General features: G+C 42.0%; 19 protein-coding genes. 11 read left to right on the top strand and 8 right to left on the bottom strand.

The window, feature by feature from the left end; translation table 11 throughout:
* Positions 1 to 42: 42 nt before the first annotated feature.
* Both SY85_RS15980 and SY85_RS15975 read left to right on the top strand, forming a co-directional pair.
* Positions 43 to 1,347 carry an amidohydrolase gene (locus tag SY85_RS15980; protein WP_066405893.1) on the top strand — a complete coding sequence of 435 codons (1,305 nt, stop codon included), beginning with the start codon at positions 43 to 45 and terminating at the stop codon, positions 1,345 to 1,347.
* A 6-nt stretch (positions 1,348 to 1,353) separates the two neighbouring features.
* Positions 1,354 to 2,262 (top strand): serine hydrolase, encoded by a 909-nt coding sequence (locus SY85_RS15975; RefSeq protein ID WP_066405892.1) that lies wholly within the window; start codon positions 1,354 to 1,356, stop codon positions 2,260 to 2,262.
* 141 nt (positions 2,263 to 2,403) lie between these two features.
* Here the strand turns inward: SY85_RS15975 and feoB are convergent, their stop codons facing one another.
* On the bottom strand, positions 2,404 to 4,518 hold the full coding sequence (gene feoB / locus SY85_RS15970; RefSeq protein WP_066405891.1) for a ferrous iron transport protein B: 2,115 nt from the start codon (positions 4,516 to 4,518) through the stop codon (positions 2,404 to 2,406).
* A 165-nt stretch (positions 4,519 to 4,683) separates the two neighbouring features.
* Between feoB and SY85_RS15965 the strand changes: the two genes are divergently transcribed.
* The 5 genes from SY85_RS15965 to SY85_RS15945 all read left to right on the top strand — a co-directional run bounded on the left by SY85_RS15965 (position 4,684) and on the right by SY85_RS15945 (position 9,349).
* Entirely contained in the window at positions 4,684 to 6,345 is a 1,662-nt protein-coding gene (locus tag SY85_RS15965) for a M20/M25/M40 family metallo-hydrolase (protein ID WP_066405890.1), read from the top strand.
* 32 nt (positions 6,346 to 6,377) lie between these two features.
* Positions 6,378 to 6,812 carry an IPExxxVDY family protein gene (locus SY85_RS15960; protein ID WP_066405889.1) on the top strand — a complete coding sequence of 145 codons (435 nt, stop codon included), beginning with the start codon at positions 6,378 to 6,380 and terminating at the stop codon, positions 6,810 to 6,812.
* Between the two features lie 116 nt (positions 6,813 to 6,928).
* Positions 6,929 to 7,162, top strand: a complete 234-nt coding sequence (locus tag SY85_RS25180; protein ID WP_066405888.1) for a 4a-hydroxytetrahydrobiopterin dehydratase — start codon at positions 6,929 to 6,931, stop codon at positions 7,160 to 7,162.
* The gene (ctlX, locus tag SY85_RS15950; protein WP_066405887.1) at positions 7,163 to 8,074 is read left to right on the top strand and encodes a citrulline utilization hydrolase CtlX; all 912 of its coding nucleotides are present in this window, start codon (positions 7,163 to 7,165) and stop codon (positions 8,072 to 8,074) included.
* A gap of 171 nt (positions 8,075 to 8,245) precedes the next feature.
* The gene (locus SY85_RS15945; protein WP_066405886.1) at positions 8,246 to 9,349 is read left to right on the top strand and encodes a DNA alkylation repair protein; all 1,104 of its coding nucleotides are present in this window, start codon (positions 8,246 to 8,248) and stop codon (positions 9,347 to 9,349) included.
* A 238-nt stretch (positions 9,350 to 9,587) separates the two neighbouring features.
* On the opposite strand, the gene selD is transcribed toward SY85_RS15945, so the two are convergent.
* The 5 genes from selD to rho form a co-directional block, all read right to left on the bottom strand.
* The gene (gene selD / locus SY85_RS15940; protein ID WP_066405885.1) at positions 9,588 to 10,637 is read right to left on the bottom strand and encodes a selenide, water dikinase SelD; all 1,050 of its coding nucleotides are present in this window, start codon (positions 10,635 to 10,637) and stop codon (positions 9,588 to 9,590) included.
* A 1-nt stretch (position 10,638) separates the two neighbouring features.
* Positions 10,639 to 11,625 carry a hypothetical protein gene (locus SY85_RS15935; protein ID WP_066405884.1) on the bottom strand — a complete coding sequence of 329 codons (987 nt, stop codon included), beginning with the start codon at positions 11,623 to 11,625 and terminating at the stop codon, positions 10,639 to 10,641.
* Positions 11,622 to 12,716 (bottom strand): tRNA 2-selenouridine(34) synthase MnmH, encoded by a 1,095-nt coding sequence (mnmH, locus tag SY85_RS15930; RefSeq protein WP_071891007.1) that lies wholly within the window; start codon positions 12,714 to 12,716, stop codon positions 11,622 to 11,624. The genes SY85_RS15935 and mnmH overlap by 4 nt, the downstream gene beginning before the upstream one ends.
* Before the next feature lie 83 nt (positions 12,717 to 12,799).
* Positions 12,800 to 13,450 carry a hypothetical protein gene (locus SY85_RS15925; RefSeq protein ID WP_066405882.1) on the bottom strand — a complete coding sequence of 217 codons (651 nt, stop codon included), beginning with the start codon at positions 13,448 to 13,450 and terminating at the stop codon, positions 12,800 to 12,802.
* A 90-nt stretch (positions 13,451 to 13,540) separates the two neighbouring features.
* On the bottom strand, positions 13,541 to 15,190 hold the full coding sequence (rho, locus tag SY85_RS15920; RefSeq protein ID WP_066405881.1) for a transcription termination factor Rho: 1,650 nt from the start codon (positions 15,188 to 15,190) through the stop codon (positions 13,541 to 13,543).
* A 385-nt stretch (positions 15,191 to 15,575) separates the two neighbouring features.
* Between rho and SY85_RS15915 the strand changes: the two genes are divergently transcribed.
* Positions 15,576 to 16,157: a Crp/Fnr family transcriptional regulator gene (locus SY85_RS15915; protein WP_066409866.1), complete on the top strand. Its 582-nt coding sequence runs from the start codon at positions 15,576 to 15,578 to the stop codon at positions 16,155 to 16,157.
* 115 nt (positions 16,158 to 16,272) lie between these two features.
* Positions 16,273 to 16,716: a DUF3592 domain-containing protein gene (locus SY85_RS15910; protein WP_148661218.1), complete on the top strand. Its 444-nt coding sequence runs from the start codon at positions 16,273 to 16,275 to the stop codon at positions 16,714 to 16,716.
* A 59-nt stretch (positions 16,717 to 16,775) separates the two neighbouring features.
* Here SY85_RS15910 and SY85_RS15905 read toward each other — a convergent pair whose 3' ends face one another.
* Positions 16,776 to 17,810, bottom strand: a complete 1,035-nt coding sequence (locus SY85_RS15905) for a hypothetical protein (protein WP_066405879.1) — start codon at positions 17,808 to 17,810, stop codon at positions 16,776 to 16,778.
* A 216-nt stretch (positions 17,811 to 18,026) separates the two neighbouring features.
* On the opposite strand from SY85_RS15905, the gene SY85_RS15900 reads away from it, so the two are divergent.
* Positions 18,027 to 18,884 (top strand): dienelactone hydrolase family protein, encoded by an 858-nt coding sequence (locus tag SY85_RS15900; RefSeq protein ID WP_066405878.1) that lies wholly within the window; start codon positions 18,027 to 18,029, stop codon positions 18,882 to 18,884.
* An 81-nt stretch (positions 18,885 to 18,965) separates the two neighbouring features.
* Here the strand turns inward: SY85_RS15900 and SY85_RS25680 are convergent, their stop codons facing one another.
* Entirely contained in the window at positions 18,966 to 19,127 is a 162-nt protein-coding gene (locus SY85_RS25680; protein WP_158512985.1) for a hypothetical protein, read from the bottom strand.
* 662 nt (positions 19,128 to 19,789) lie between these two features.
* On the opposite strand from SY85_RS25680, the gene SY85_RS15895 reads away from it, so the two are divergent.
* Positions 19,790 to 20,797 carry a DUF4339 domain-containing protein gene (locus tag SY85_RS15895; RefSeq protein WP_066405877.1) on the top strand — a complete coding sequence of 336 codons (1,008 nt, stop codon included), beginning with the start codon at positions 19,790 to 19,792 and terminating at the stop codon, positions 20,795 to 20,797.
* The last annotated feature ends 49 nt before the right edge of the window (positions 20,798 to 20,846 follow it).

The raw sequence follows: 20,846 nt of genomic DNA, 5'->3' as shown, positions 1-20,846 counted from the left end.
GTCAATTAATGTATGCTATATTTAAGAAAGAACATATAACACATGAGAAATATAATTCTTACAACCTTACTAACGTCAACGATTATACGAAGTGAAGCGCAGACTGCTAGTGTCGATCCTCTTGATGCATTGGTAAAAAAGTTAGAACCTAAAACCATTGCCTGGCGCAGAGATTTTCACCAGCATCCTGAATTGGGCAACAGAGAATTTCGCACAGCCAAGATTGTGGCCCAGCACCTGCGCTCTTTAGGCTTGGAAGTAAAAGAAGGTGTAGGAAAAACAGGAGTGGTTGGTATTTTAAAAGGTGGTAAGCCTGGCCCTGTAGTTGGTCTCCGGGCTGATATGGATGCATTGCCTGTTACAGAACGTGTGGATCTTCCTTTTGCTTCAAAAGAGAAAACTACTTATAACGGACAGGAGGTGGGCGTCATGCATGCCTGTGGTCATGATACGCACGTAGCTATGTTAATGACAGCTGCGGAAATTCTCTCTGGTATGAAAAACGATCTGGCGGGTACTGTGAAATTTGTATTTCAACCTGCAGAAGAAGGTGCTCCTGCTGGTGAAGAAGGCGGTGCCGCACTAATGATCAAAGAAGGTGTGTTAGATAATCCAAAAGTAGATGCCATGTTTGGTCTGCACATAAATGCGCAAACACCCGTAGGCCAGATCAAGTACCGCGAGAAAGGGATGATGGCAGAATCCGATTGGTTTAGCATTAAAATAAAAGGTCGCCAATCGCATGGTGCGCAACCTTGGTTAGGTATTGACCCAGTGGCTATTGGTGCGCAGATCATCAACAGCCTGCAAACTATTGTAAGCCGCCAATCCGACCTTACACAAAATCCTGTGGTCATTTCAACAACCGTTTTTAAAGGCGGTGTTCGTGAAAACATTATTCCAGAAGAAGCAACCTTAAGTGGTACCATTCGCACCCTGGATAAAGGAATGCGTGATGATGTATGGGCGCGTATTGAGCGAACAGCAAAAAATATTGCAGAAGCTTCTGGTGCCACTGCAGAAGTAACCATAGAAGCTAAAACAGGCGTTACCTACAACGATCCTAAATTGACGCAAGCTATGTTGCCTTCATTACAAAAAGCTACCAATGGTAATGCACAAGTAATGAACGCTGTCATGGGTGCAGAGGACTTTTCGTTCTTTAGTGAAAAGATACCATCACTCTATTTATATGTAGGTGGTATGTCTGCTAACAAAGATCCTAAAACCACGGCTGCGCACCACACACCCGATTTTCAAATAGATGAAAGCGGCATGAAAACCGGAGTAAAAACATTGGTGCAGTTGGTACTCGACTATTCAAAGGTTTACAAGAAAAGCATTTAATCCATCATGAAACGTATCCTGGTTCTATGTGCGCTGGTAAGTAGCCACCTATTTGTTACAGCACAAAAAGTTGATAAAAAATTACAGCAACAGCTGGAAGTATTGGTCAAAGATTTTAAGGGTGATATAGGTGTTTATGTAAAAGACCTGCACTCTAATAAAGTGGTAAACATTAATGCCGATACAGTATTCCCTACTGCCAGTATGGTAAAGGTTCCTATACTGGTAGGTGTAATGGATAAGATCAACCGTGGAGAGCTACAGTATCATCAGCCTCTCACCTACCGCGATAGCTTATTGTATGAGGGCGAAGACATTCTGGGCTCCTTCAAACAAGACGAAAAAATTCAATTAAGCAAAGTGATGATGTTGATGCTTACCACGAGCGACAATACGGCCAGTTTGTGGTTACAAAGCCTAGCCGGCAAGGGTACCCGTATAAATGAAATCCTGGATAGTATGGGCTTTGTAAATACACGTGTCAATTCTCGTACACCGGGCCGTGAAGCCAACCGCTCGCAATACGGCTGGGGACAATCCTCACCTAAGGAAATGGCCTCGCTGTTTGAAAAGATCTATAAAGGTGAAGTGATTTCAAATGCGGCATCTGATAAAATGCTTCGCTTATTAAATCGAAATTATTATGACGAAGTAGCTATTTCACAATTGCCACCTAACGCTCTAGTATATTCGAAGAATGGCGCGGTGAATCAAACGCGTAATGAAACCTTGCTGGTTAAAGGTAATAAAGCAGAATACGTATTTTGTATAATGAGTAAAAACAACCAGGACTCCAGTTGGAATAACGAAAATGAAGCTTGGGTACTCACCCGCAAAATATCACAGCTGCTTTGGAACTACTATGAGCCAAAAAGCAAATGGACACCTGCGGTAGATGCTTCGAAGTTTGATTAATATACTTTGGCAATAATTATAAAAGAGAAAGGTGCAGAAATTAAAAACTTCTGCACCTTTCTCTTTTTATGATCTTTAAAAACGTTTGAACTTCTGTGGACTGTCGTCTGTAAACTTCCTCTCACGTTTGACGTTTCACGATTATTTAAATAGCTGATACACCAGCAAGCTCATTAAATAAGCCAGGCCTGTCATATAAGTAAACTGGATGATAGGCCACTTCCAACTTTTGGTTTCTCGTCTGGTAACCGCCAGTGTACTCATACATTGCATAGCAAATACATAAAATACCATTAGCGATAATCCCGTGGCCAAGGTAAACAAAGGAGTACCATCGGGTTTACGGGCAGCTTTCATTTTATCACGTAGCAGCAGTCCCTCATCGTCCTCTCCTACACTATATAAAGTAGCCATAGTGCCTACAAACACTTCACGGGCAGCAAATGACGTAATCAGTGAAATACCAATGCGCCAATCAAATCCTAATGGTTGAATACCGGGCTCTATGGTTTTGCCCAAGATACCAGCATAGGAATTCTCCAACTTCGCCGAAGCGTAATCTTTCTGTACCTGTTCTATATTAATACCTGTAGCCTTAGCTGCCTGGTATTGTTGATCCACAGCTTCCATTCGATTGCCTGGTCCAAAAGAGCTAAGTCCCCAAAGTATCAAACTAATTACCATGATCACCTTACCGGCATCAGTAACAAAGATCTTCGCCTTGTTGATCATGGTAGATATTACGTTGTTCCAACGTGGTGCACGATAGATCGGAAGTTCTAAAATGAAAAAGCTTTTTTCATTGATATGAATAAACCACTTGGCTACATACGAAACCACTAAGGCCATTACCAGTCCTAGTAAGTATAAGGCCATCATCACCAAGCCTTGCAGGTTCATAAAACCAAGAACGTAGGTGTTAGGAATCACCAGGCCAATTAAGATCACATAAACAGGCAAACGTGCAGAGCAGCTAATCAGTGGCGTAACCAGTATAGTAAGTAAGCGTTCTTTACGGTTCTCAATAGCGCGGGCACTCATGATGGCAGGCACTGCGCAAGCAAAACCGCTGATCAGGGGCATTACGCTTTTTCCGTTTAAGCCTACACTGCGCATAAGCCTGTCTGTTAGAAAGGAAATGCGCGCCATATATCCTGTATCTTCCAATAGTGTGATCAAGCCGAAGAGAATCATGATCTGTGGTACAAAAACAACGATACCACCTAAGCCGGCAATCACACCATTAATCAATAGATCGCTCCACCAAACTTCTGGCAAAACGTTAGCTAGTGTGCCACTTAAAAGGGAGAAACCACTTTCAATCCACTCCATAGGATACTGTGCCAGCCAGAACACACTTTGGAATAGTAAGAATAATACGCCCAGTAAAATCAGATAACCCCATTTGCGGTGCAGCAGTATATTATCAAGTTTGTCGGTAAATATAGTTTGCTCCAAAGGATCCGGCTCAGTAACCGCTACCTGCATAATGCGTTTGATACGACTATAGCGTTCCAAAATTTCGGTAGCCTGGGTCTTAGTATGATTGAATTGGTGTTTTTCTTCCACCGCTTCAATCTTTTCCTGTAAAGTTGCAGGCAGGTCAAAATGCTCGTGGTTGATCAGAAAGTGGACTGCAGAATAGTCACTAGCTTCCGGAACCAGTTTTTTCAAATCCTCAATTGGTCCAGCGGCCAGGGCTTTGTTGTCAATAAAATCGCGGGCTGGGACCTTATATAAATTGGAGGCAGTTTGTTCCACTGCCTTTTTTAGCTGGGCAACCCCTTTTTGTTTACGTGGGTTTACAGCTATTACCGGCACACCCAATTCTATTTCCAATTCAGACAGGTCTATTTGAATACCTTTCTTTTTGGCCAGGTCCACCATGGTCAAGGCCAAAACCACTGGTTTTTTCAAATCAATGATCTGCGTACAAAACAGCAGGTTTCGTTTCAAGTTACTGGCATCCACTACTACAATATATACATCGGCCTTAATATCCTTGTCTTGGTTGAGCAATACCCGGTAGCTAACCCATTCATCCAATCGCTTGGGATACAGGCTATAAGTACCGGGCAGGTCAATAATATTGCCTACCATTCCATCAGACAGGCTGGTGGAGCCTGTTTTCTTATCTACCGTTACGCCGGGGAAATTGCCTACTTTCTGGTTTAACCCTGTCAGGCAGTTGAAAAGAGAACTCTTCCCACTATTAGGGTTACCCACCAATGCTATATGTACTGTTTTATGCTTCACTTGTCGCGCGCAAAGGTAGCACAGCTTATAAGGGTGGGTTTACGATATTGGAAGTTTTATCGAAAGCTTAAGGAAATTTTTCGACTAATAAAAATGAAGAAAACGTCTTAGAGGAGCAGGCATTAAAATAATTTTGTCATTCAATCACCTTTAAAACCTTTGGTTGTGTTGCGTACGTATTTTTTTTCACTCCTGATTATAGCAAGTGGCAGTGTTTCTGCCCAAAAATTAAAGAAAGAAGACCGCCAGCTTCAAACTAACCTGCAACAGCATGTTAGCTTCCTGGCCAGCGATGCCCTGGAAGGGCGGCGCACGGGTAGCGCTGGCGAAAAACAGGCTGCTGACTATATTGCCAAAACATTTAAAACAATTGGCGTCACGCCTAAAGGAACGGCTGATTATTTACAACCATTTGATGTGCAGGAAGGCCGACAGGTAAATTCAGCTACTCTTTTGATGATCAACGACAATACCTTGGTATTGAATAAAGACTTCTTTCCTTTAGTGTATAGTGGCAATGGCGCTATAGAAGCTATGCCTTCTATAGCTTTGCAGGAAGCGCAAATGCCTTGGTTTTGGGATGTAAAGGAGTTGTTGGATGAAAATAAATCCAACCCTCATTTTGATATAGATATGGCTATTCAAAGCCGCATAGCTGATATGGCTAAAAAAGGCGCTACGGCTGTGTTCCTGTACAATACCGGTACTGGCAAAGACGGTTTGGCCTTTAATGAAAAAGATAAAACACCTCCTGTAAAAATTCCGGTAGTGTATGTAACCAAAGAAGCTGCTACAAAGTACCTGAGCGATGCCTCCGCCTCTTTGGATATGAAATTAAAAGTAGACGTTGGTCCTAAAATACGTCAAGGTCACAATGTGATCGGTTATATTGATAATGGTGCGCCTACTACTGTTGTGCTTGGTGCACACTACGATCACTTAGGTTGGGGAGACGATGGTAATTCGTTATATACCGGCGCAACGAAACAAATCCACAATGGTGCAGATGACAATGCAAGCGGTACGGCTGCTCTGCTGGAACTGGCCCGTACGTTAAAAACATCCAAGAGCAAGCACAACAACTATCTTTTCATTGCTTTTTCTGGAGAAGAACAAGGATTGTTTGGCTCTAAGTATTTCGTAGAGAACCCTACCATTGATCTGAAGTCTGTTAGTTATATGATCAATATGGATATGGTGGGCCGACTGAATGATAGTTCCAAAGCATTAACGGTAGGTGGATATGGTACTTCTCCGGTATGGGGCCAGCTGTATAACACTACTGGTAAAAGCAAGCTATACAATACCAACTTGCTTTACCGTTTTGATAGCAGCGGTATGGGCCCGAGTGATCATACCTCTTTTTATAGAAAAGACATCCCCGTGTTGTTTTATTTTACTGGCCTGCACAGTGATTATCACCGCCCAAGCGATGATTTCGATAAGCTCAACTATACTGGTGAATTGTATGTCGTAAAACATATTTTAAGTGTGATTGAAGCCACGGATAAACAACCGGGCAAACTGGCTTTTACCAAAACGCGCGATACGCAAACATCTACCAATGCACGGTTTAGCGTTACGCTGGGTATCATGCCTGATTATACATTCGGTGGTAGTGGATTGAGAGTAGATGGCGTTAGCGATGGTCGTCCTGCTTCAAAAGCAGGTATTAAAGCTGGTGATGTAATTATCTCTTTAGGCGATGAGCAGATTAATTCCATAGAAACCTACATGCAGGCACTCAGTAAGTTTAAGAAAGGCGATAAGACACATGTAACCTATCAAAGAGGGAAAGAAAGCTTAACCGCTAATGTAGAGTTTTAATGGTTTACCGACACTAACGCTTAAGATATCTTATGAAATTGGTATTAGACTCAAAGGATCTGGCAGATGGTTTTTTTGAAGACACGCGGCTGCTGGGCATTATGGCACCAATGAAAGACTACCTCTTTTGTTGGCAGTTGAATCAACTGCTGGGTGTCGACTTCCGGATCAACAACGAAATTGAAATACAGCTAACAAAGAAGAACCGTAATTATTTCTTTGCAGTATATGAATTCCCAGAGCCTCATACATCACTGGTGCACTACCTCTACAACAACCAATTTGATGGAGAGTACCTGTTACCTGAGTTTAAACACCTGGATTTCCTGTGGCTGTTAAAGGGAGACGCTGTAAGTGAACAAGTGCTGCAACAAATTATCGAGTCCATTCGTACTATTAAAGGTGTACAGTTGGTAACTGAACTGGCCACCGACAAGGTTAAAAACAAAGAACACCTTGTATTCTGATATAAGATGTGAATGGTTATAAGTTAACAGGTAAAGGGTAAAATATTATGGACTATTAACCGATAACGATTAACTTATAACCATTAACGTTTACAATTAACCCTTAACCTTTCAACATGAATTGGGAAGAAAAAGAAAACAGCTTATATAAAAAGCTGCAGTTTAAAGACTTCAACGAAGCTTTTGCCTTTATGACCCGAGTGGCTTTGATTGCCGAAAAAATGGATCACCATCCCAAGTGGACCAATGTCTGGAATACTGTAGAGATCTGGCTGAATACACACGATGCCGGTAATATTGTAACCGACAAGGACCGAAAGTTAGCCCAACGAATAGATGCTTTATTGTAGATGCAGATTACAGACACCGTTTTAATGATACGTCCGGCAGCCTTTCGCTTTAATGAGCAAACCGCTGCCAATAACTTTTTTCAAAGTCCCCATACAGAAGAAGTTCACGAGCAAGCTGTTCAGGAATTTGATGCGATGGTGGAAGGCCTACTGCGCAACGATATCAAAGTATTAGTTGTAAATGATACCACTGAGCCAGTAAAGCCGGATGCAATCTTTCCGAATAATTGGTTTAGCACTAGTTCTGAAGGCGTGGTGAATGTTTATCCAATGTATGCGCCTAACCGGCGCACAGAAAAACGTGACGACATTTTACAGGCACTCGCCAAGGTATACCAGATAAACAACGTATTAGATTGGACGGAGTTTGAAGCAGAGGCAATGTATTTGGAAGGAACTGGTAGCATGGTTATGGATCATGTTTCAAAAATGGTGTATGCCTGTCTCTCACTCAGAACACATGAATCGCTAGTCCAAAAGTTTGCTGCTGCTAACGGGTATCAGGCAATTACCTTCACCGCTACAGATAATAAGGGCCAATTGATCTATCATACCAATGTGATGATGTGTATTGGCGACCGTTTTGCAGTGCTTTGTGACCAAGCTATTGAAGATGATTCCGAACGTATTGCCGTTATTCAACTTTTGGCTACTACCGGTCATGCCGTACTGCCAATAACCCAAGAACAAGTGAATGCCTTCGCCGGCAATATGTTACAGGTAAAAAACCAAGAGGGGCAATCCTTTATCGTCATGAGTCAAACAGCATACAATGTACTAACTCCTTTTCAGATAGAAACCTTGCAAGGCTTTGGTGAGCTATTGGCTTTTGATGTTTCTACTATTGAAAAGGTTAATGGTGGTAGTGTACGTTGTATGATGGCCGAGATCTTTTTACAGCCGAAAGAGTAGAACTAGGATTTTAAGATTAGATAAGAGTAAAAGAGGAAAGAAGGGATATGGATAATTTATGTTCCCGCTCGTTATACAGGAAATCTCTTTATCTTAAAATCATCCAATTTCAAATCACCCATCAGCGATCCTTAAATCAGAAATCCTAATAATCGATTAAATCCGCGGTCCATGAGTACGTTACTGAAAGATCTTTATTCACCAGCCTTCTATAAAAGCTTTACTAACGTATTGGCACAAGTGCTTCCTGACCTTAGTAAACAACTTTTCATAAATACCGTCTTTGATGAAACCTTTGGTGATAAGGAGCTAAAAGATCGCATGCGGCATACCGCACAAGTGCTGCACCAATTCCTTCCGAAAAACTTTGCACAAGCAGCAAAGGTTATTCAACAACTCATTATACAGTTACGCAATAACAATATCAAAGAATCAAGCCTTGAATACATGTTTCTGCCCGACTATATAGAAACATATGGATTGAATGATTTCGATAGCGCAGTAAAAGCAATGGAGTTTGTTACACAGTTCACCAGTTGCGAGTTTGCAGTACGTCCGTTTATCTTGAAATATGGCGATCGGATGTTACAACAAATGTTGGCTTGGTCTTTACATGAAAATGATAAAGTAAGACGGCTGGCTAGTGAAGGCGCCCGACCTAGACTACCGTGGGCCATGGCAATCCCCGCACTTAAAAAAGATCCAACGCCAGTACTACCGATATTAGAAAACTTAAAGAACGACCCCTCTGAATTTGTTAGACGTAGTGTCGCCAATAATCTAAACGACATCGCTAAGGATCATCCTGATATTGTTATTGACATTGCAAAGAAATGGAAAGGTATCGGTAAAGAAACCGATGCCATTATCAAGCACGGTTGTCGCACACTTCTAAAACAAGGGCATGCCGCCATACTCAAACATTACGGGTTACAAAGTGAAAACATTGCATTTAATGAGTTCACTATTGCCACACCAAAAGTTGCAGTTGGCCAAAGCCTGGTATTTTCTTTTTTTATTGAGAACAATAATAATACATTTCAAGTCATTCGGTTGGAATATGCTGTGTATTACAAACGACAAAATGGACAACTATCTAAGAAAGTGTTTAAGATCAGTGAAAGACAGTACCAGTCCAATGAAAAAGCAATTGTGCAACGGCGCCAAAGTTTCAAACCCATCACTACCCGTAAGTTCTATGCAGGCCAACATCAGCTATCCATTATTATAAATGGAGAAGAAAAAGAGATCAAGACTTTTGAATTAGAGAACTAGGATTTTTAGGGGTAGAATGGATGGAGAGGAAAGGGTTAACAAGTTAACACGTTGATAAGTTGACAAGGGAAGCGCATTGACTTCATTCTACTCAACTTAATAAAATAAAAAAGCTGGCAGTTTCTACTTGCCAGCTTTTTACTATTAATAGTTGGTTGAATTCTCCTAATTAACTTGTCAACTTATCAACGTGTCAACTTTCTCCTCTAAATCTTATTTAATCCAATTAATCCTAGTTCTATCCTACATAAATCACCTTCTCTCCTCTCTCCACACAACTTCCTATCGGTTCAAGAAAATCACCTAAACCATTAGCCGTAAATAAAGCTTCTACTTCGGCACGTGATTCTGGTGCCACAGCTAGTAATAACCCTCCATTGGTTTGTGGATCGGGCAATACCGTAAAGGCCTCCATTACATTCACACCTTTTCCAAACTGTGTTTTACTATTATAGCTGTTCCAGTTGCGGTACGTAGCATCCGGAATAGTACGTTGTTTTAAATACTCATCTACTCCTTCCATTTTAGGAATGGCAGTATAGTTTAGACTAATAGATACACCACTACCTTCAGCCATTTCAATGGCATGACCTAACAATCCAAAGCCTGTTACATCGGTCATAGACTTTACACCTTTAATCTGGCCAAGTTGTTCTCCTAACTTATTAATGCTAGTAAGTTGCTTTATCAAAACTTCGTAATGTCCTTCCTGCAACACCCCTCTTTTTAGCGCAGTAGATAACAAGCCTGTACCAATGGGTTTGGTGAGATAAAGTGCATCCCCCTCTTCTGCACCAATATTGCGCTTGAGATGATTTAGGGTAGCGCGTCCGGTAACTGCTAATCCAAATATAGGGTCAGCAGAATCAATCGTATGCCCACCTGCTAACGGTATGCCTGCTTCTTTACAAATGCTGCGACCACCTTCCAATATTTGTTGTGCCACTTCCACTGGTAACTTATCTACAGGAAAGCCTAATATAGCAATAGCTATCATCGGAGTGCCTCCCATCGCATATACATCACTGATAGCATTGGCGGCAGCTACTCTTCCAAAATCGAAAGCATCATCTACTATTGGCAAAAAGAAATCAGTAGTAGAAATAATAGCTTCGCTATCATTGATCTGGTAGACCGCGGCATCATCAGCTGTTTCATTTCCTACTAATAAGGAAGGAAATAATGATGTTGAATTTGTTCTAACTATTTGTTCTAAAACAGCCGGTGCAATTTTGCAACCACACCCGCCACCTTTAGAATATTGTGTAAGCTTTATCGGTTCTGTCATACTATTTTCTTCTTAATATAATGGCTGCATTGGTTTGCAGATCCGCGCTGAAGTGTACATTATAACGGTTGTCACCATCCTGAATGATTAATAAACCAGTGTTTGGTGGTAAGGTTCCCAATGTTTCAGCTACGAGTATTAGTTTGATTTCACCAGCAGTTGCATTTACAGCTATTGTCTTTTTAACAGCTACAGCGGTCAGCTTTGTATTGTCAATTACGGTTTCTCCATTTACATATACACTGATCATATCGCCATCTACTACCCCATTATCATAAAACGAAAGGGTTAAACTATCACTACCAACAGATAGTGTTTGTAATATCTTTTCAGCACGTTGTGCATAAGGTATAGAAGTTGGTACAGCTGTATTACTAACAGATGGCGTCGTTGCTGTTGGTGTTTTAACCACCACCGCTTTTGTGGGCTGCTTCTGTTTATTAGTGGCATTATCAGCTACAGCAATAGCATCTGTTCTTGTCGCTGCATAAGCTGGCCCCAGGATTTTTAATTCACGCAAATGACCAATAAGTGCAGATTGTGAACTATCGCTGTCCCGCTTCATTTCCAGGCCACCATACAGGGAATAATAAACCTTAGTTTGATTCGTACTCCATTTACCATTGAAACCTCGTACGGTATCAGCAGGGCCAGCAGCCATTACGGGTATTATATTGGTTTGCTTGACGCCTTTGGCTGGAGCTTCAGGAAAGTTATTGACAATCATCTTGTCATCTTGGATGACCAGCTCGTTGTCCTTCAAATTAGCTTTTACAGTTTTTACACTGTAAAAAAACGTATCATTTACAACGAAGGTGGTGTACGAGTAGCCGGTAATCTTACCACGGTATTCACTAAGCGCCACTTCATAGTTTTGCACCTTGTGGGTACTATCGTTAACAAGGGTGCCGCCATACAAGCCACTTACCACTTGAGATTGGCCTTTAACAGCAAAGAGTAGGGTAAAAGCTAAAACGAGGTTTTTCATACAGTAGAATATGGTGTTAATAAGGCTGTAGCATTGCTGTTAGTTACAGCAGAGCAATTGATTTTAGTTAATAACGAAGATAAGTCACTTCGATTGTGTAACCCCTTCAGGTATAGCTTATCGTAATACTTTAATAGAATAGAAAAGCAGTCGTTTATATTACCTTCTTCTAAGTACTGTAAGGCATTCTTCACTTCTAAGCCGCCTAAACGTTTGGCTATGCGTTGAATCCCTTCTGCCAAAGCTTCTTTCGGATACCCGCCATATTCTTTTACCAGGTGTGTCAATCGCTCCTCAAAAGGTATGTCTAAAAAGTACAAAGGTGAACGGCGCATCGTTAGCCAAAAGGGTTGTGGAATATTGGTTAAGCCAATTCGTTGGCTCTCATCCTCTATCCAAATAGATGGTGTTGCCCCTGGTTTAGTATACTGTTCATATAGAGCGTAAGCCAACAAGTTCTCAAACATTTCCTGGCTGGGTTGTGGAACTTGTTCCATGTTGCCAAAAGCCGACCCTTTGTGGCGTGCCAGTTCTTCAAGATCGATAGCGCAGGCGCCTTCTGCTTCCAGTTGATTCAACACTTCTGTTTTCCCTGAACCGGTATAGCCTCCTAATATTTTCAAATCGTGTGGAGCAGCTAATTGTTCCAATGCCCAGCGGCGATAGCTTTTATAACCACCCGCCAGCAAATGCACTTTAAATCCATACAACTGTAGCAGCCAGGCCATTGCACCGCTGCGCATGCCTCCTCGCCAGCAATAGATAAAGAGTTCAGATTGGCGATTGGCGATTGGCGATTGTTTTTCAGAATCTGCAATCTGCAATCTGCAATCTAAAATTTCTTCAACCTTCTCTACGATTCCTCTCATCTTGGGTCCAAAAAATTCCAGTCCCTTTTTTATTGCCAGTTTCTGGCTTTGCTGTTTATAGATCGTACCAATGATCTTTCGCTCTTCGTTATCAAATATGGGAACACTCACAGCTCCTGGCATATGGGCGTGTTCATACTCTTTCGGCGAGCGTACATCAATGGTCAAATGGTTGACATGTTGTTGTAAAAAGGAGGTGATATGAAGTTTGTCGGTGGTCACAAGTACAAAGTTATCAGTCGGCGCGGCATAATAAAAAAAGCTCCCGTTTAAAGGAGCTTTTTAACAAAGAATAGACTGCTTTGTTACTTGTTGTCTTTTTTATCTTTTACGCGAACACCATCTTCATCTTTTTTGATCTTGATGCCGTCTTTTGTTTTAATACGGAAATCACCGTCTTTTTCTGTTTTTATTTTAATGTCGCTGTCTTTGTATTTCTGATTACCATTTTCCTGCATTTCTTCTTTAGATCCGTCAGCATATTTTGTTTTCCACGCTTCCATTTTCGTATTATCATCTGGCCACTTCTCATCGTAGGTTACCCATGCATCATTTTCACCTTTATACTGCAGATTGCTTCCTTCCATGCGTGCCTCACCTTGGGGTTCCCAATCATCACCACCATATACCCACCAGGTTCTGTTGTCTACATAACGCCATACTGGTTCACCGGTTGCAGCGTTTACGCGTCGTCCGCTTTGCGGGTCTACACGTATTTTAATAGACTTACCCGTTTTGGGATCCAAGTAGCGTCCCTCATTGTTCCCTACTGAAAAAGAATCCGCCATGGCAGCATAGTTCACCGTGCTGGTCGTTGTTGTAGTTGAACTTTCAGTAGTCGTGCTAGCTGTTACTGTTGTGTCTCCGCTATCCGTGTTGTTGCCATTCTCGCCACAGGCTACAAATCCTACTGTAAGACTTGTTGCCAATAGGCTAAAAATTGTTGTTGTCTTCATATTACTCATTTTGATTCAGGACAACCTATAACAAAAATGAGACCGTAGAGGTCTCATTTTATATTGATCAGTTATAAGTAAGCGCTGCTGTTAGCGGTTCATAGAAGCCAAAAACTCTTCATTACTCTTGGTTCCGCGCATGCGTTTCAGCAATTCATTCATTGCTTCTTCTGAGTTCATATCCGTCAGGTAAACACGCAACAGGTTCATACGTTGTAATACATCTCTTTCTAGTAATAGGTCATCTCTACGGGTAGAAGAGGCTACAAGGTCAATAGCAGGGAATACACGCTTGTTCGCTAAGCGGCGATCCAACTGTAATTCCATGTTACCAGTACCCTTGAATTCTTCAAAGATTACCTCATCCATTTTAGAGCCAGTATCAATCAGAGCAGTAGCAAGAATGGTTAAAGAGCCACCATTCTCAATTTTACGGGCCGCACCAAAGAATTGCTTAGGCTTCTGCATCGCATTGGCTTCCACACCACCAGATAATACTTTACCGGAGGCTGGCGCTACTGTATTGTGTGCACGTGCTAAACGTGTAATAGAGTCTAACAGGATTATTACATCATGGCCGCATTCCACCAAACGCTTAGCTTTTTGAAGAGCAATGGTAGATACTTTCACGTGCTTTTCTGCTGGTTCATCAAACGTAGAAGCAATTACTTCTGCTTTTACGCTACGCTCCATATCGGTTACCTCTTCCGGACGTTCATCTACCAACACGATCATCAGGTAACACTCTGGATGGTTCTCAGCAATAGCGTTAGCTACTGATTTCAACAGCATGGTTTTACCAGTTTTTGGCTGGGCTACAATCAATCCACGCTGACCTTTACCTATTGGGGTAAACAGGTCCATAATACGGGTGCTGTAGTTGTCCGGTCTGGTAAATAAGTTCAGCTTTTCGAATGGGAATAATGGCGTCAGGTAGTCAAAAGGTACACGGTCGCGTACTTCTTCAGGACTTTTGCCATTAATGCTTTCTACTTTTAAAAGAGCAAAGTACTTCTCTCCTTCTTTAGGAGGACGTACAGAGCCATATACCGTATCACCGGTCTTTAAACCAAACAATTTGATTTGAGAAGGCGATACATATACATCATCTGGAGATGATAAATAGTTGTAATCAGAAGAACGTAAGAAACCATAGCCATCAGGCATCATTTCCAATACACCTTCTGCTATGATCACACCGTCAAACTCAATGTTGAAGGCCTGTTCACGACGTTGTTGAAAATTACGACCACCAGTTTGTTGAGCCGGTCTTTCCACTACAGGTGGAGTATCTAGTACTACTGGTTCATCGTTAAAGAAGGCTGCTAATTCAGGAGAGGTTTCAATAATCGGTTCCGGAGTCGCTGTATCGCTATCAGCTTCTGTAGCTGTAGCTACATCACCACCATCAGTTTTTTTACGGGTACGCTTAGGACGTTCTTCGCGTTTGGGCTGCGCCTTTTTGCTTTCTACTTTCGCTTCAGCTACTGGAGTTGCAGTATCTTCTACAATAGCTTCTTCAGTAGTATTAGCAGTCGATGCCTTTACAATGCGTTTGCGGCGGGGTTTTTCTTCGCCATTCGCAGCGGTTTTCCCGGCTCCGGCTACAGCTTGCTTGTCCAAAATTTTGTAAATTAATCCTTGTTTATCCAGTTTTCTGGCATCGGTAATGTCTAGTCGTTCGGCTATATCCAGCAATTCTGGAACAAGCATGTCGTTCAACTGCAAAATGTCGTACATAGTAAATGGTCGTTTAAAAAACTAAATGGGGCGAAATCCTTAGCTAATGATTTGATTATTGAATGGAAATTGAAAACTCGACTTGTGAGTGAGAAAGAAAGAACCTCTCAACAGTTTCCGATGCAATAATAATGCTAAAATTGCGAACCCAAAAATTTTTGCTTCATATTTACCAAGGCTTTCGGTTTTGTACCCTATTCATAGGGTTTTCCCATTATGTAAAGTGCCGAACAGCTTGACTCCTATAGGATTAGGCGCACCTTTGCAATCACAGTTTTCACCTCTTTTTTTCCGTAGTATATCATAGGAAACTTACCTTTTTGATCGTTAATTGAGAAAACGAAGGCAAAAAGGAACCACTACTTTTGCGTCGATAATGACGGGTATGTACGAATTGTTTTTTAAAAGTCTTACGGCTAAAATAAGTCTCACAGCAGAAGAGCAGGAAATATTCAAGGGCTATCTCACACCAAAAAAATTGCGCAAGCGCCAATACCTTTTGCAGGAAGGTGATGTTTCCAAACACGCCGCATTTGTAGAGAAAGGCGCTTTGCGTGCTTATACCATTGATGAAAAAGGAGGCGAACACATTGTCCAGTTCGCTGTAGAGGGATGGACCATCGCAGACTTGTATAGTTTTATTACCGGCGAACCGGCTACTTACAATATCGAAGCCCTGGAAGATTGTGAATTGCTATTGATAAGCAATACTGCCCAGGAAGAATTGATCAAACGTATTCCGCAGTATGAACATTTTATTCGTCTGCAAATGCAAAGCGCTTATATCGCTCTGCAGCGTCGCATTACAGCTATGTTTACCATGTCTACAGAGGAGCGTTATACAAATTTGATTAAAACCTATCCCGATATTGTACAGCGTGTGCCACAGCATATGATCGCATCATATTTAGGCCTTACGCCAGAAACACTGAGTCGCACCCGACGCCAAATGTCCAATAGAAAGTAGCACCCTTTAAAGGCAGTAATCATAATTACATTTTGCATTTAAGTGCTCACATTTGTCGGCTCACGTCTCACGAAAAAGCATCTTGCTATTGCAGGCACTTCCCCTACCTTCGGGTATGCTACTCAGTAAAAACCAGTTCTTCTTTTCACTGTTGCTGCTAGTGCTGTCACCATTTATGATCACCAATCTGGTGTGGCTGCTGCGGTCTGAAAAAGCCGTTGGCAAGGTGCAGGGAATTGGAGAACATACAGGTATGAACCTAGGACCCAGCACTTATGCCTTAGTGAGTTTTTCGGTAGCAAAGGATACCATTTGGTTTCAGGGTATGGACCAGGATTACAAGTATGGCGATCAGGTACCAGTCCGTTACATTGCTTCCAATCCTTCCGATGCAAAGATCAATACACCATTAAGTATTTGGGGCGATACGTTTGCATATGGTAGCGTAGCTTTTATTTTCTGGATTGTTTGTTTTCTTTCAAAAGACCTGGTACCTGCTACTGCCAAAGTACGCATTGGCAAAAAGCCTTTTATTCAAATAGTCAACACCGGTAGATAACCTATATAGAATAAGACAAGTAAGATAAGAATATAGATAGTCTTATCTAAACGTAGGCTTTACAACCGGATTACTTTCAAAAGACATTCCTCTTCTACCTTCTGTAATAAGACTTTTTCAAGTAGGTAAAAGTCTTGCTCGCGATCCACCTTCTCTGCTAGGTCCAAAATATTATTTTGCCGATTAGGTGTTGCCCAACGAAACAACAGTTCATATAGAGTAGTAAAACTTTCTTTTGACTTACTATGCTCTAAGCGTAACGGCTCTTCTACACTTTCTAATCGACGGGAGAGTAAGCTTTCAAAAACCCGAAGCTGATAATCAAGCTTATCTGGATTGTCTTCTTGCTTTATAGCTGCATACAACTCTTCAAAGCTAACGCCAGTGTATTGCATGCTCTTACTGGCCCAATAAGCTGTTCCGGTACCAGTAGCGTCAGCTTCCCATGCCGGGTCAAACAAAGCCTTTCTAATATAGTTGGCGCCTTCGACACCACTTAGTGCAAAGCCTAGCAAAAGCCCCGCATTGCAGTCGGTAGAACATACTGTAACACCTTGCTCATATAAAATGGGCAATAACGCATCGCGGTTTTTCAGTTTGCATACCAGGCTGGGCACAAACTCGTTGAATAGGTTTTTACCAAAGGTGTTACGGATCGCTGCTTCTATCTGTTGTTCATAGCCTTCGCAGGGAAAATGCAACAATCCCAATACGGCATACTTGCTAGGATAATACCCACTGGTATCACTAAGCGCATAACTAGAGAGCATATCTATTGCGGGTTCATACCGTAACTGTCCCAGTACATGCAATAGTTCTTCTGGCATGTCTGCCTTTAGCTGGTTTGTAGCAAAGCAGTTTTCAAGGAGTCCTTGTGCAATAGCGTTAGTGCCAAACATTCCTAAAATAGGAAGCAATTGTGTCCGGTAAAAATGACTTGGCTTTTCTAGAAAAACAGGTAATAGCGCTTCAGCATCTTTTACGTCACCACACTTTAAAATAACGTTGATATAACTACCGGCCAATGCTGGCGGTTGCTCCTTGCTATCGCTGGCGTGTAAGTGTTCAATAAGTTCTTGAGTAATAGAAAGCATGCTATGTTTGATTTTCTAAATCGCGTGTAAGTTATTCACTGTTGTCACATATCAAAAAGAACACAGGGAAAATTAGACAAAGAAGCAACACCCGCCTTAAAGATCTCCAATTTCAAATATCAAACCTCAAATTTCAAATCATACATCAGCGATCCTCAAATCAGAAATTGCTTTTACCCATGGTTTTATACTTTTACACTCTAAACCAACACAATAATGAAACCCAAACCTCTCTTTTTTGCTATGCTTACCCTGGCAGTTTTAGCCACCTCTTGTAATAGCAACGATTCCAAGTCTACAACAACCACCAACGATACAACCATGACTACACAACCATCCTCTGCAGCACAACTCAAAGAGGAAAACGTAACATACACAGAAGACACGGTTACAGCTAATGGTTATATTGTTTACGATGCAGCCAAGGAGGGCAAGCGGCCTGCAGTATTGGTCGTACACGAATGGTGGGGACAAAACGATTACACCCGCAGCCGTGCTAAGCAGTTGGCCGAGTTAGGCTACATCGCCATGGCGGTAGACATGTATGGTGATGGAAAAACAGCAGCCAATCCAAAGGAAGCTGAGGCAATGGCTATGCCTTTTTATAAAAATCCCCAAATGACCCTTACCCGCCTGGAGGCGGCCATGAATAAATTAAAAACCTATCCACAAGTTGACACCGCTAATATGGCTGCCATCGGCTACTGTTATGGTGGCTTTGTGGTACTGAATGCAGCCAAGCTGGGTGCTCCATTAAAAGGAGTGGTTAGCTTTCACGGCAACCTGTCGGGGGTACAACCTAAAAAAGATTTGCTGAAAGCAAACATCCTGGTAGCACATGGTGCCGCCGACAAGTTTGTATCTGAAGCAGAAGTAGCTGCATTTAAAAAGTCAATGGACTCAATTGGTGCTAACTATACATTTAAGGCCTATCCCAATGCCACCCATGCCTTTACTAATCCAGCGGCTACCGAAACTGGCAAAAAGTTCAATATGCCCATTGAATACAATGGTGCTGCTGATACGGCTTCCTGGAACGATATGAAAGCTTTCTTTGCAACGATTTTTAAATAGTAAATCACCATTCGTTACCATAAAGCAAAAGCCACTCTTTAAAGAGTGGCTTTTGCTTTATGTCATTTGGTGTAATACCTTTTAGCTGCCGCGCTGTGTGCCGCCAGTCATTGGTTTTTTAGCAAAGCCAGCATTACTTTTTACGGACGACTTATTGGTAATAAATTTCGATGCTTGCCCGCCGTTTTTTGAAGCCCCGTTTTTCTTGTCACCTTTCTTTGATTTTGGGTTTAGTATGCTCATAGTCAATGGTTTTATTTCTAAATATAAGCTTTAAATCGTTTATGTAGTTATTGGGTATCAATTTATAGAGCATCTTTTCAGTCGCTACCAATTATCTTAAGCCCCCAAGCGTTTCCAATTATATATTTTTCCTCTAATCCTTGGATACTCTATCCTTCCTTCATGGCTACTTGCCTGCTACTCCTACGCTCCTTCATAGCTACGCCTCTGTCCCCTCATGGTTACTCCGTATCCAATACTTAGTTACTCCGTATGGGAGCCTACTTAACTCCGTATCAACACCCTTCCTCCTGCGGTTGACCGGCCCTCCTGCCTCCATACTTCCAATAGGCAGGTAATCATAATTAGTAAAAAAATAATAATGTGAAGGAGGAAAACGAATCTAAGTAAGCAGATCCTAAAGATACGAAAACACAATCGGCCTTCCCCCTCAATCCGCAATCACCAATCTAAAATCGGCAATCCCAAATCCGCCAACCAATCTCAAATTTCAAACCTCAAATATCAAATCCTCAATTTCTTGCCAAACCTTCCTAAATATCGACACGCTACTGTTCAGGCATATTATTAGCATTAATCTATATACACTAGCTTTACAGACGCTGAGTACCCTACTGAAAGAATGCAACAAAACTCCGCCTGTGGGCTTCAAAACGTGAGTTATGGAAAAGGTCTATCTGCTTCTGCGCAAAAATCAGCAAACAGGTCCTTACACATATGAGGAATTGTTGCAACAACAATTAGCATCAACCGACCTCATTTGGGTAGAAGGAAAAAGTACCACTTGGCTAAGTCCAACAGAACTTACAACTTTTAGGGCTACTCACACAATGACTAAAAAGGTAAGCCCAGATGCGGCAGTATCTGTCAGCAAATCAGCGGCTCCGCCCCAAACGTCTGTTACTATCCCTTGGTACCAGCAAAGAAGATCCCCTGAAGCCGAATTGGAAGAACGGGCCTTGGCTATACGCAAACGGGCTGAGGCAGCCACTGATCATCCCCATCTGCCCGCGCCAGCTACACATAGGCATTACCGTAAACACATCGTGTATCAGGAAGAGGAGAGCCCTGTTTTAGTAGAAATACACACCCTTCATAAAAAAAACGTCTCCTTGCCGCAGTTAATTGCTGCCGGCGTTATCACAGCCTTGATTGCAACCGGCTGGTACAACCGTTCTATCTTAAAGATTGTACGCTCCCATCCAACAGAGATTTCCCAGGCAGCCGCCCCCGTCACCTTTCAGGTTACCTTGCCCCCAACACCAAAACCCGCTCCCGCAACAGTGATAGATACAATAAGGGTGCAGCCTCAAGTTGACATACTTCCTAAAAGTATAGCAGCGCCTTCGCTGGCAGTTCAGCAAATTAAACTGGTGCCAAAAGAAGCAAGAGTAACTGAAATACAGCATCCAAAGTCAACGCCTGCGCTGGTGCAATCTACTGCTGAAGAAAAAAAGCAGGAAGTCCCGGTAAATGAGGCTGTCACTACTGTCAAAGTAGAAAAGAAGGAAACTGTGGATACTACTGTAGATCAGGCAGAAAATAATGCTACTGCAGTACAAGAAACACAGCGGAAAAAGAAAGGCTTAGGACAGACTATCAAGAACATTTTCAAAAAGAAAAAGAAAGACAACGAGACAGAGGATGCAGAAAAGACCTCCGTCGATTAAAAGCCTTAAAGTCAATAGTCAATTGCAATTATCTTTAACCGGGTTCCTT

The organism is Flavisolibacter tropicus (genome assembly GCF_001644645.1).
In the GTDB taxonomy this organism is placed as follows: domain Bacteria; phylum Bacteroidota; class Bacteroidia; order Chitinophagales; family Chitinophagaceae; genus Flavisolibacter; species Flavisolibacter tropicus.
Note: the sequence above shows the minus strand (reverse complement) of the source record. Positions and strands in the feature narration are given on the sequence as shown.

Bases quoted from the DNA above. Each gene is read 5' to 3' on its own strand.
- SY85_RS15980 (WP_066405893.1), top strand. From the start codon at position 43: ATGAGAAATATAATTCTTACAACCTTACTAACGTCAACGATTATACGA.
- SY85_RS15975 (WP_066405892.1), top strand. From the start codon at position 1,354: ATGAAACGTATCCTGGTTCTATGTGCGCTGGTAAGTAGCCACCTATTT.
- SY85_RS15960 (WP_066405889.1), top strand. From the start codon at position 6,378: ATGAAATTGGTATTAGACTCAAAGGATCTGGCAGATGGTTTTTTTGAA.
- SY85_RS25180 (WP_066405888.1), top strand. From the start codon at position 6,929: ATGAATTGGGAAGAAAAAGAAAACAGCTTATATAAAAAGCTGCAGTTT.
- ctlX (WP_066405887.1), top strand. From the start codon at position 7,163: ATGCAGATTACAGACACCGTTTTAATGATACGTCCGGCAGCCTTTCGC.
- SY85_RS15945 (WP_066405886.1), top strand. From the start codon at position 8,246: ATGAGTACGTTACTGAAAGATCTTTATTCACCAGCCTTCTATAAAAGC.
- selD (WP_066405885.1), bottom strand. From the start codon at position 10,637: ATGACAGAACCGATAAAGCTTACACAATATTCTAAAGGTGGCGGGTGT.
- SY85_RS15935 (WP_066405884.1), bottom strand. From the start codon at position 11,625: ATGAAAAACCTCGTTTTAGCTTTTACCCTACTCTTTGCTGTTAAAGGC.
- SY85_RS15925 (WP_066405882.1), bottom strand. From the start codon at position 13,450: ATGAAGACAACAACAATTTTTAGCCTATTGGCAACAAGTCTTACAGTA.
- rho (WP_066405881.1), bottom strand. From the start codon at position 15,190: ATGTACGACATTTTGCAGTTGAACGACATGCTTGTTCCAGAATTGCTG.
- SY85_RS15915 (WP_066409866.1), top strand. From the start codon at position 15,576: ATGTACGAATTGTTTTTTAAAAGTCTTACGGCTAAAATAAGTCTCACA.
- SY85_RS15910 (WP_148661218.1), top strand. From the start codon at position 16,273: ATGCTACTCAGTAAAAACCAGTTCTTCTTTTCACTGTTGCTGCTAGTG.
- SY85_RS15905 (WP_066405879.1), bottom strand. From the start codon at position 17,810: ATGCTTTCTATTACTCAAGAACTTATTGAACACTTACACGCCAGCGAT.
- SY85_RS15900 (WP_066405878.1), top strand. From the start codon at position 18,027: ATGAAACCCAAACCTCTCTTTTTTGCTATGCTTACCCTGGCAGTTTTA.
- SY85_RS25680 (WP_158512985.1), bottom strand. From the start codon at position 19,127: ATGAGCATACTAAACCCAAAATCAAAGAAAGGTGACAAGAAAAACGGG.
- SY85_RS15895 (WP_066405877.1), top strand. From the start codon at position 19,790: ATGGAAAAGGTCTATCTGCTTCTGCGCAAAAATCAGCAAACAGGTCCT.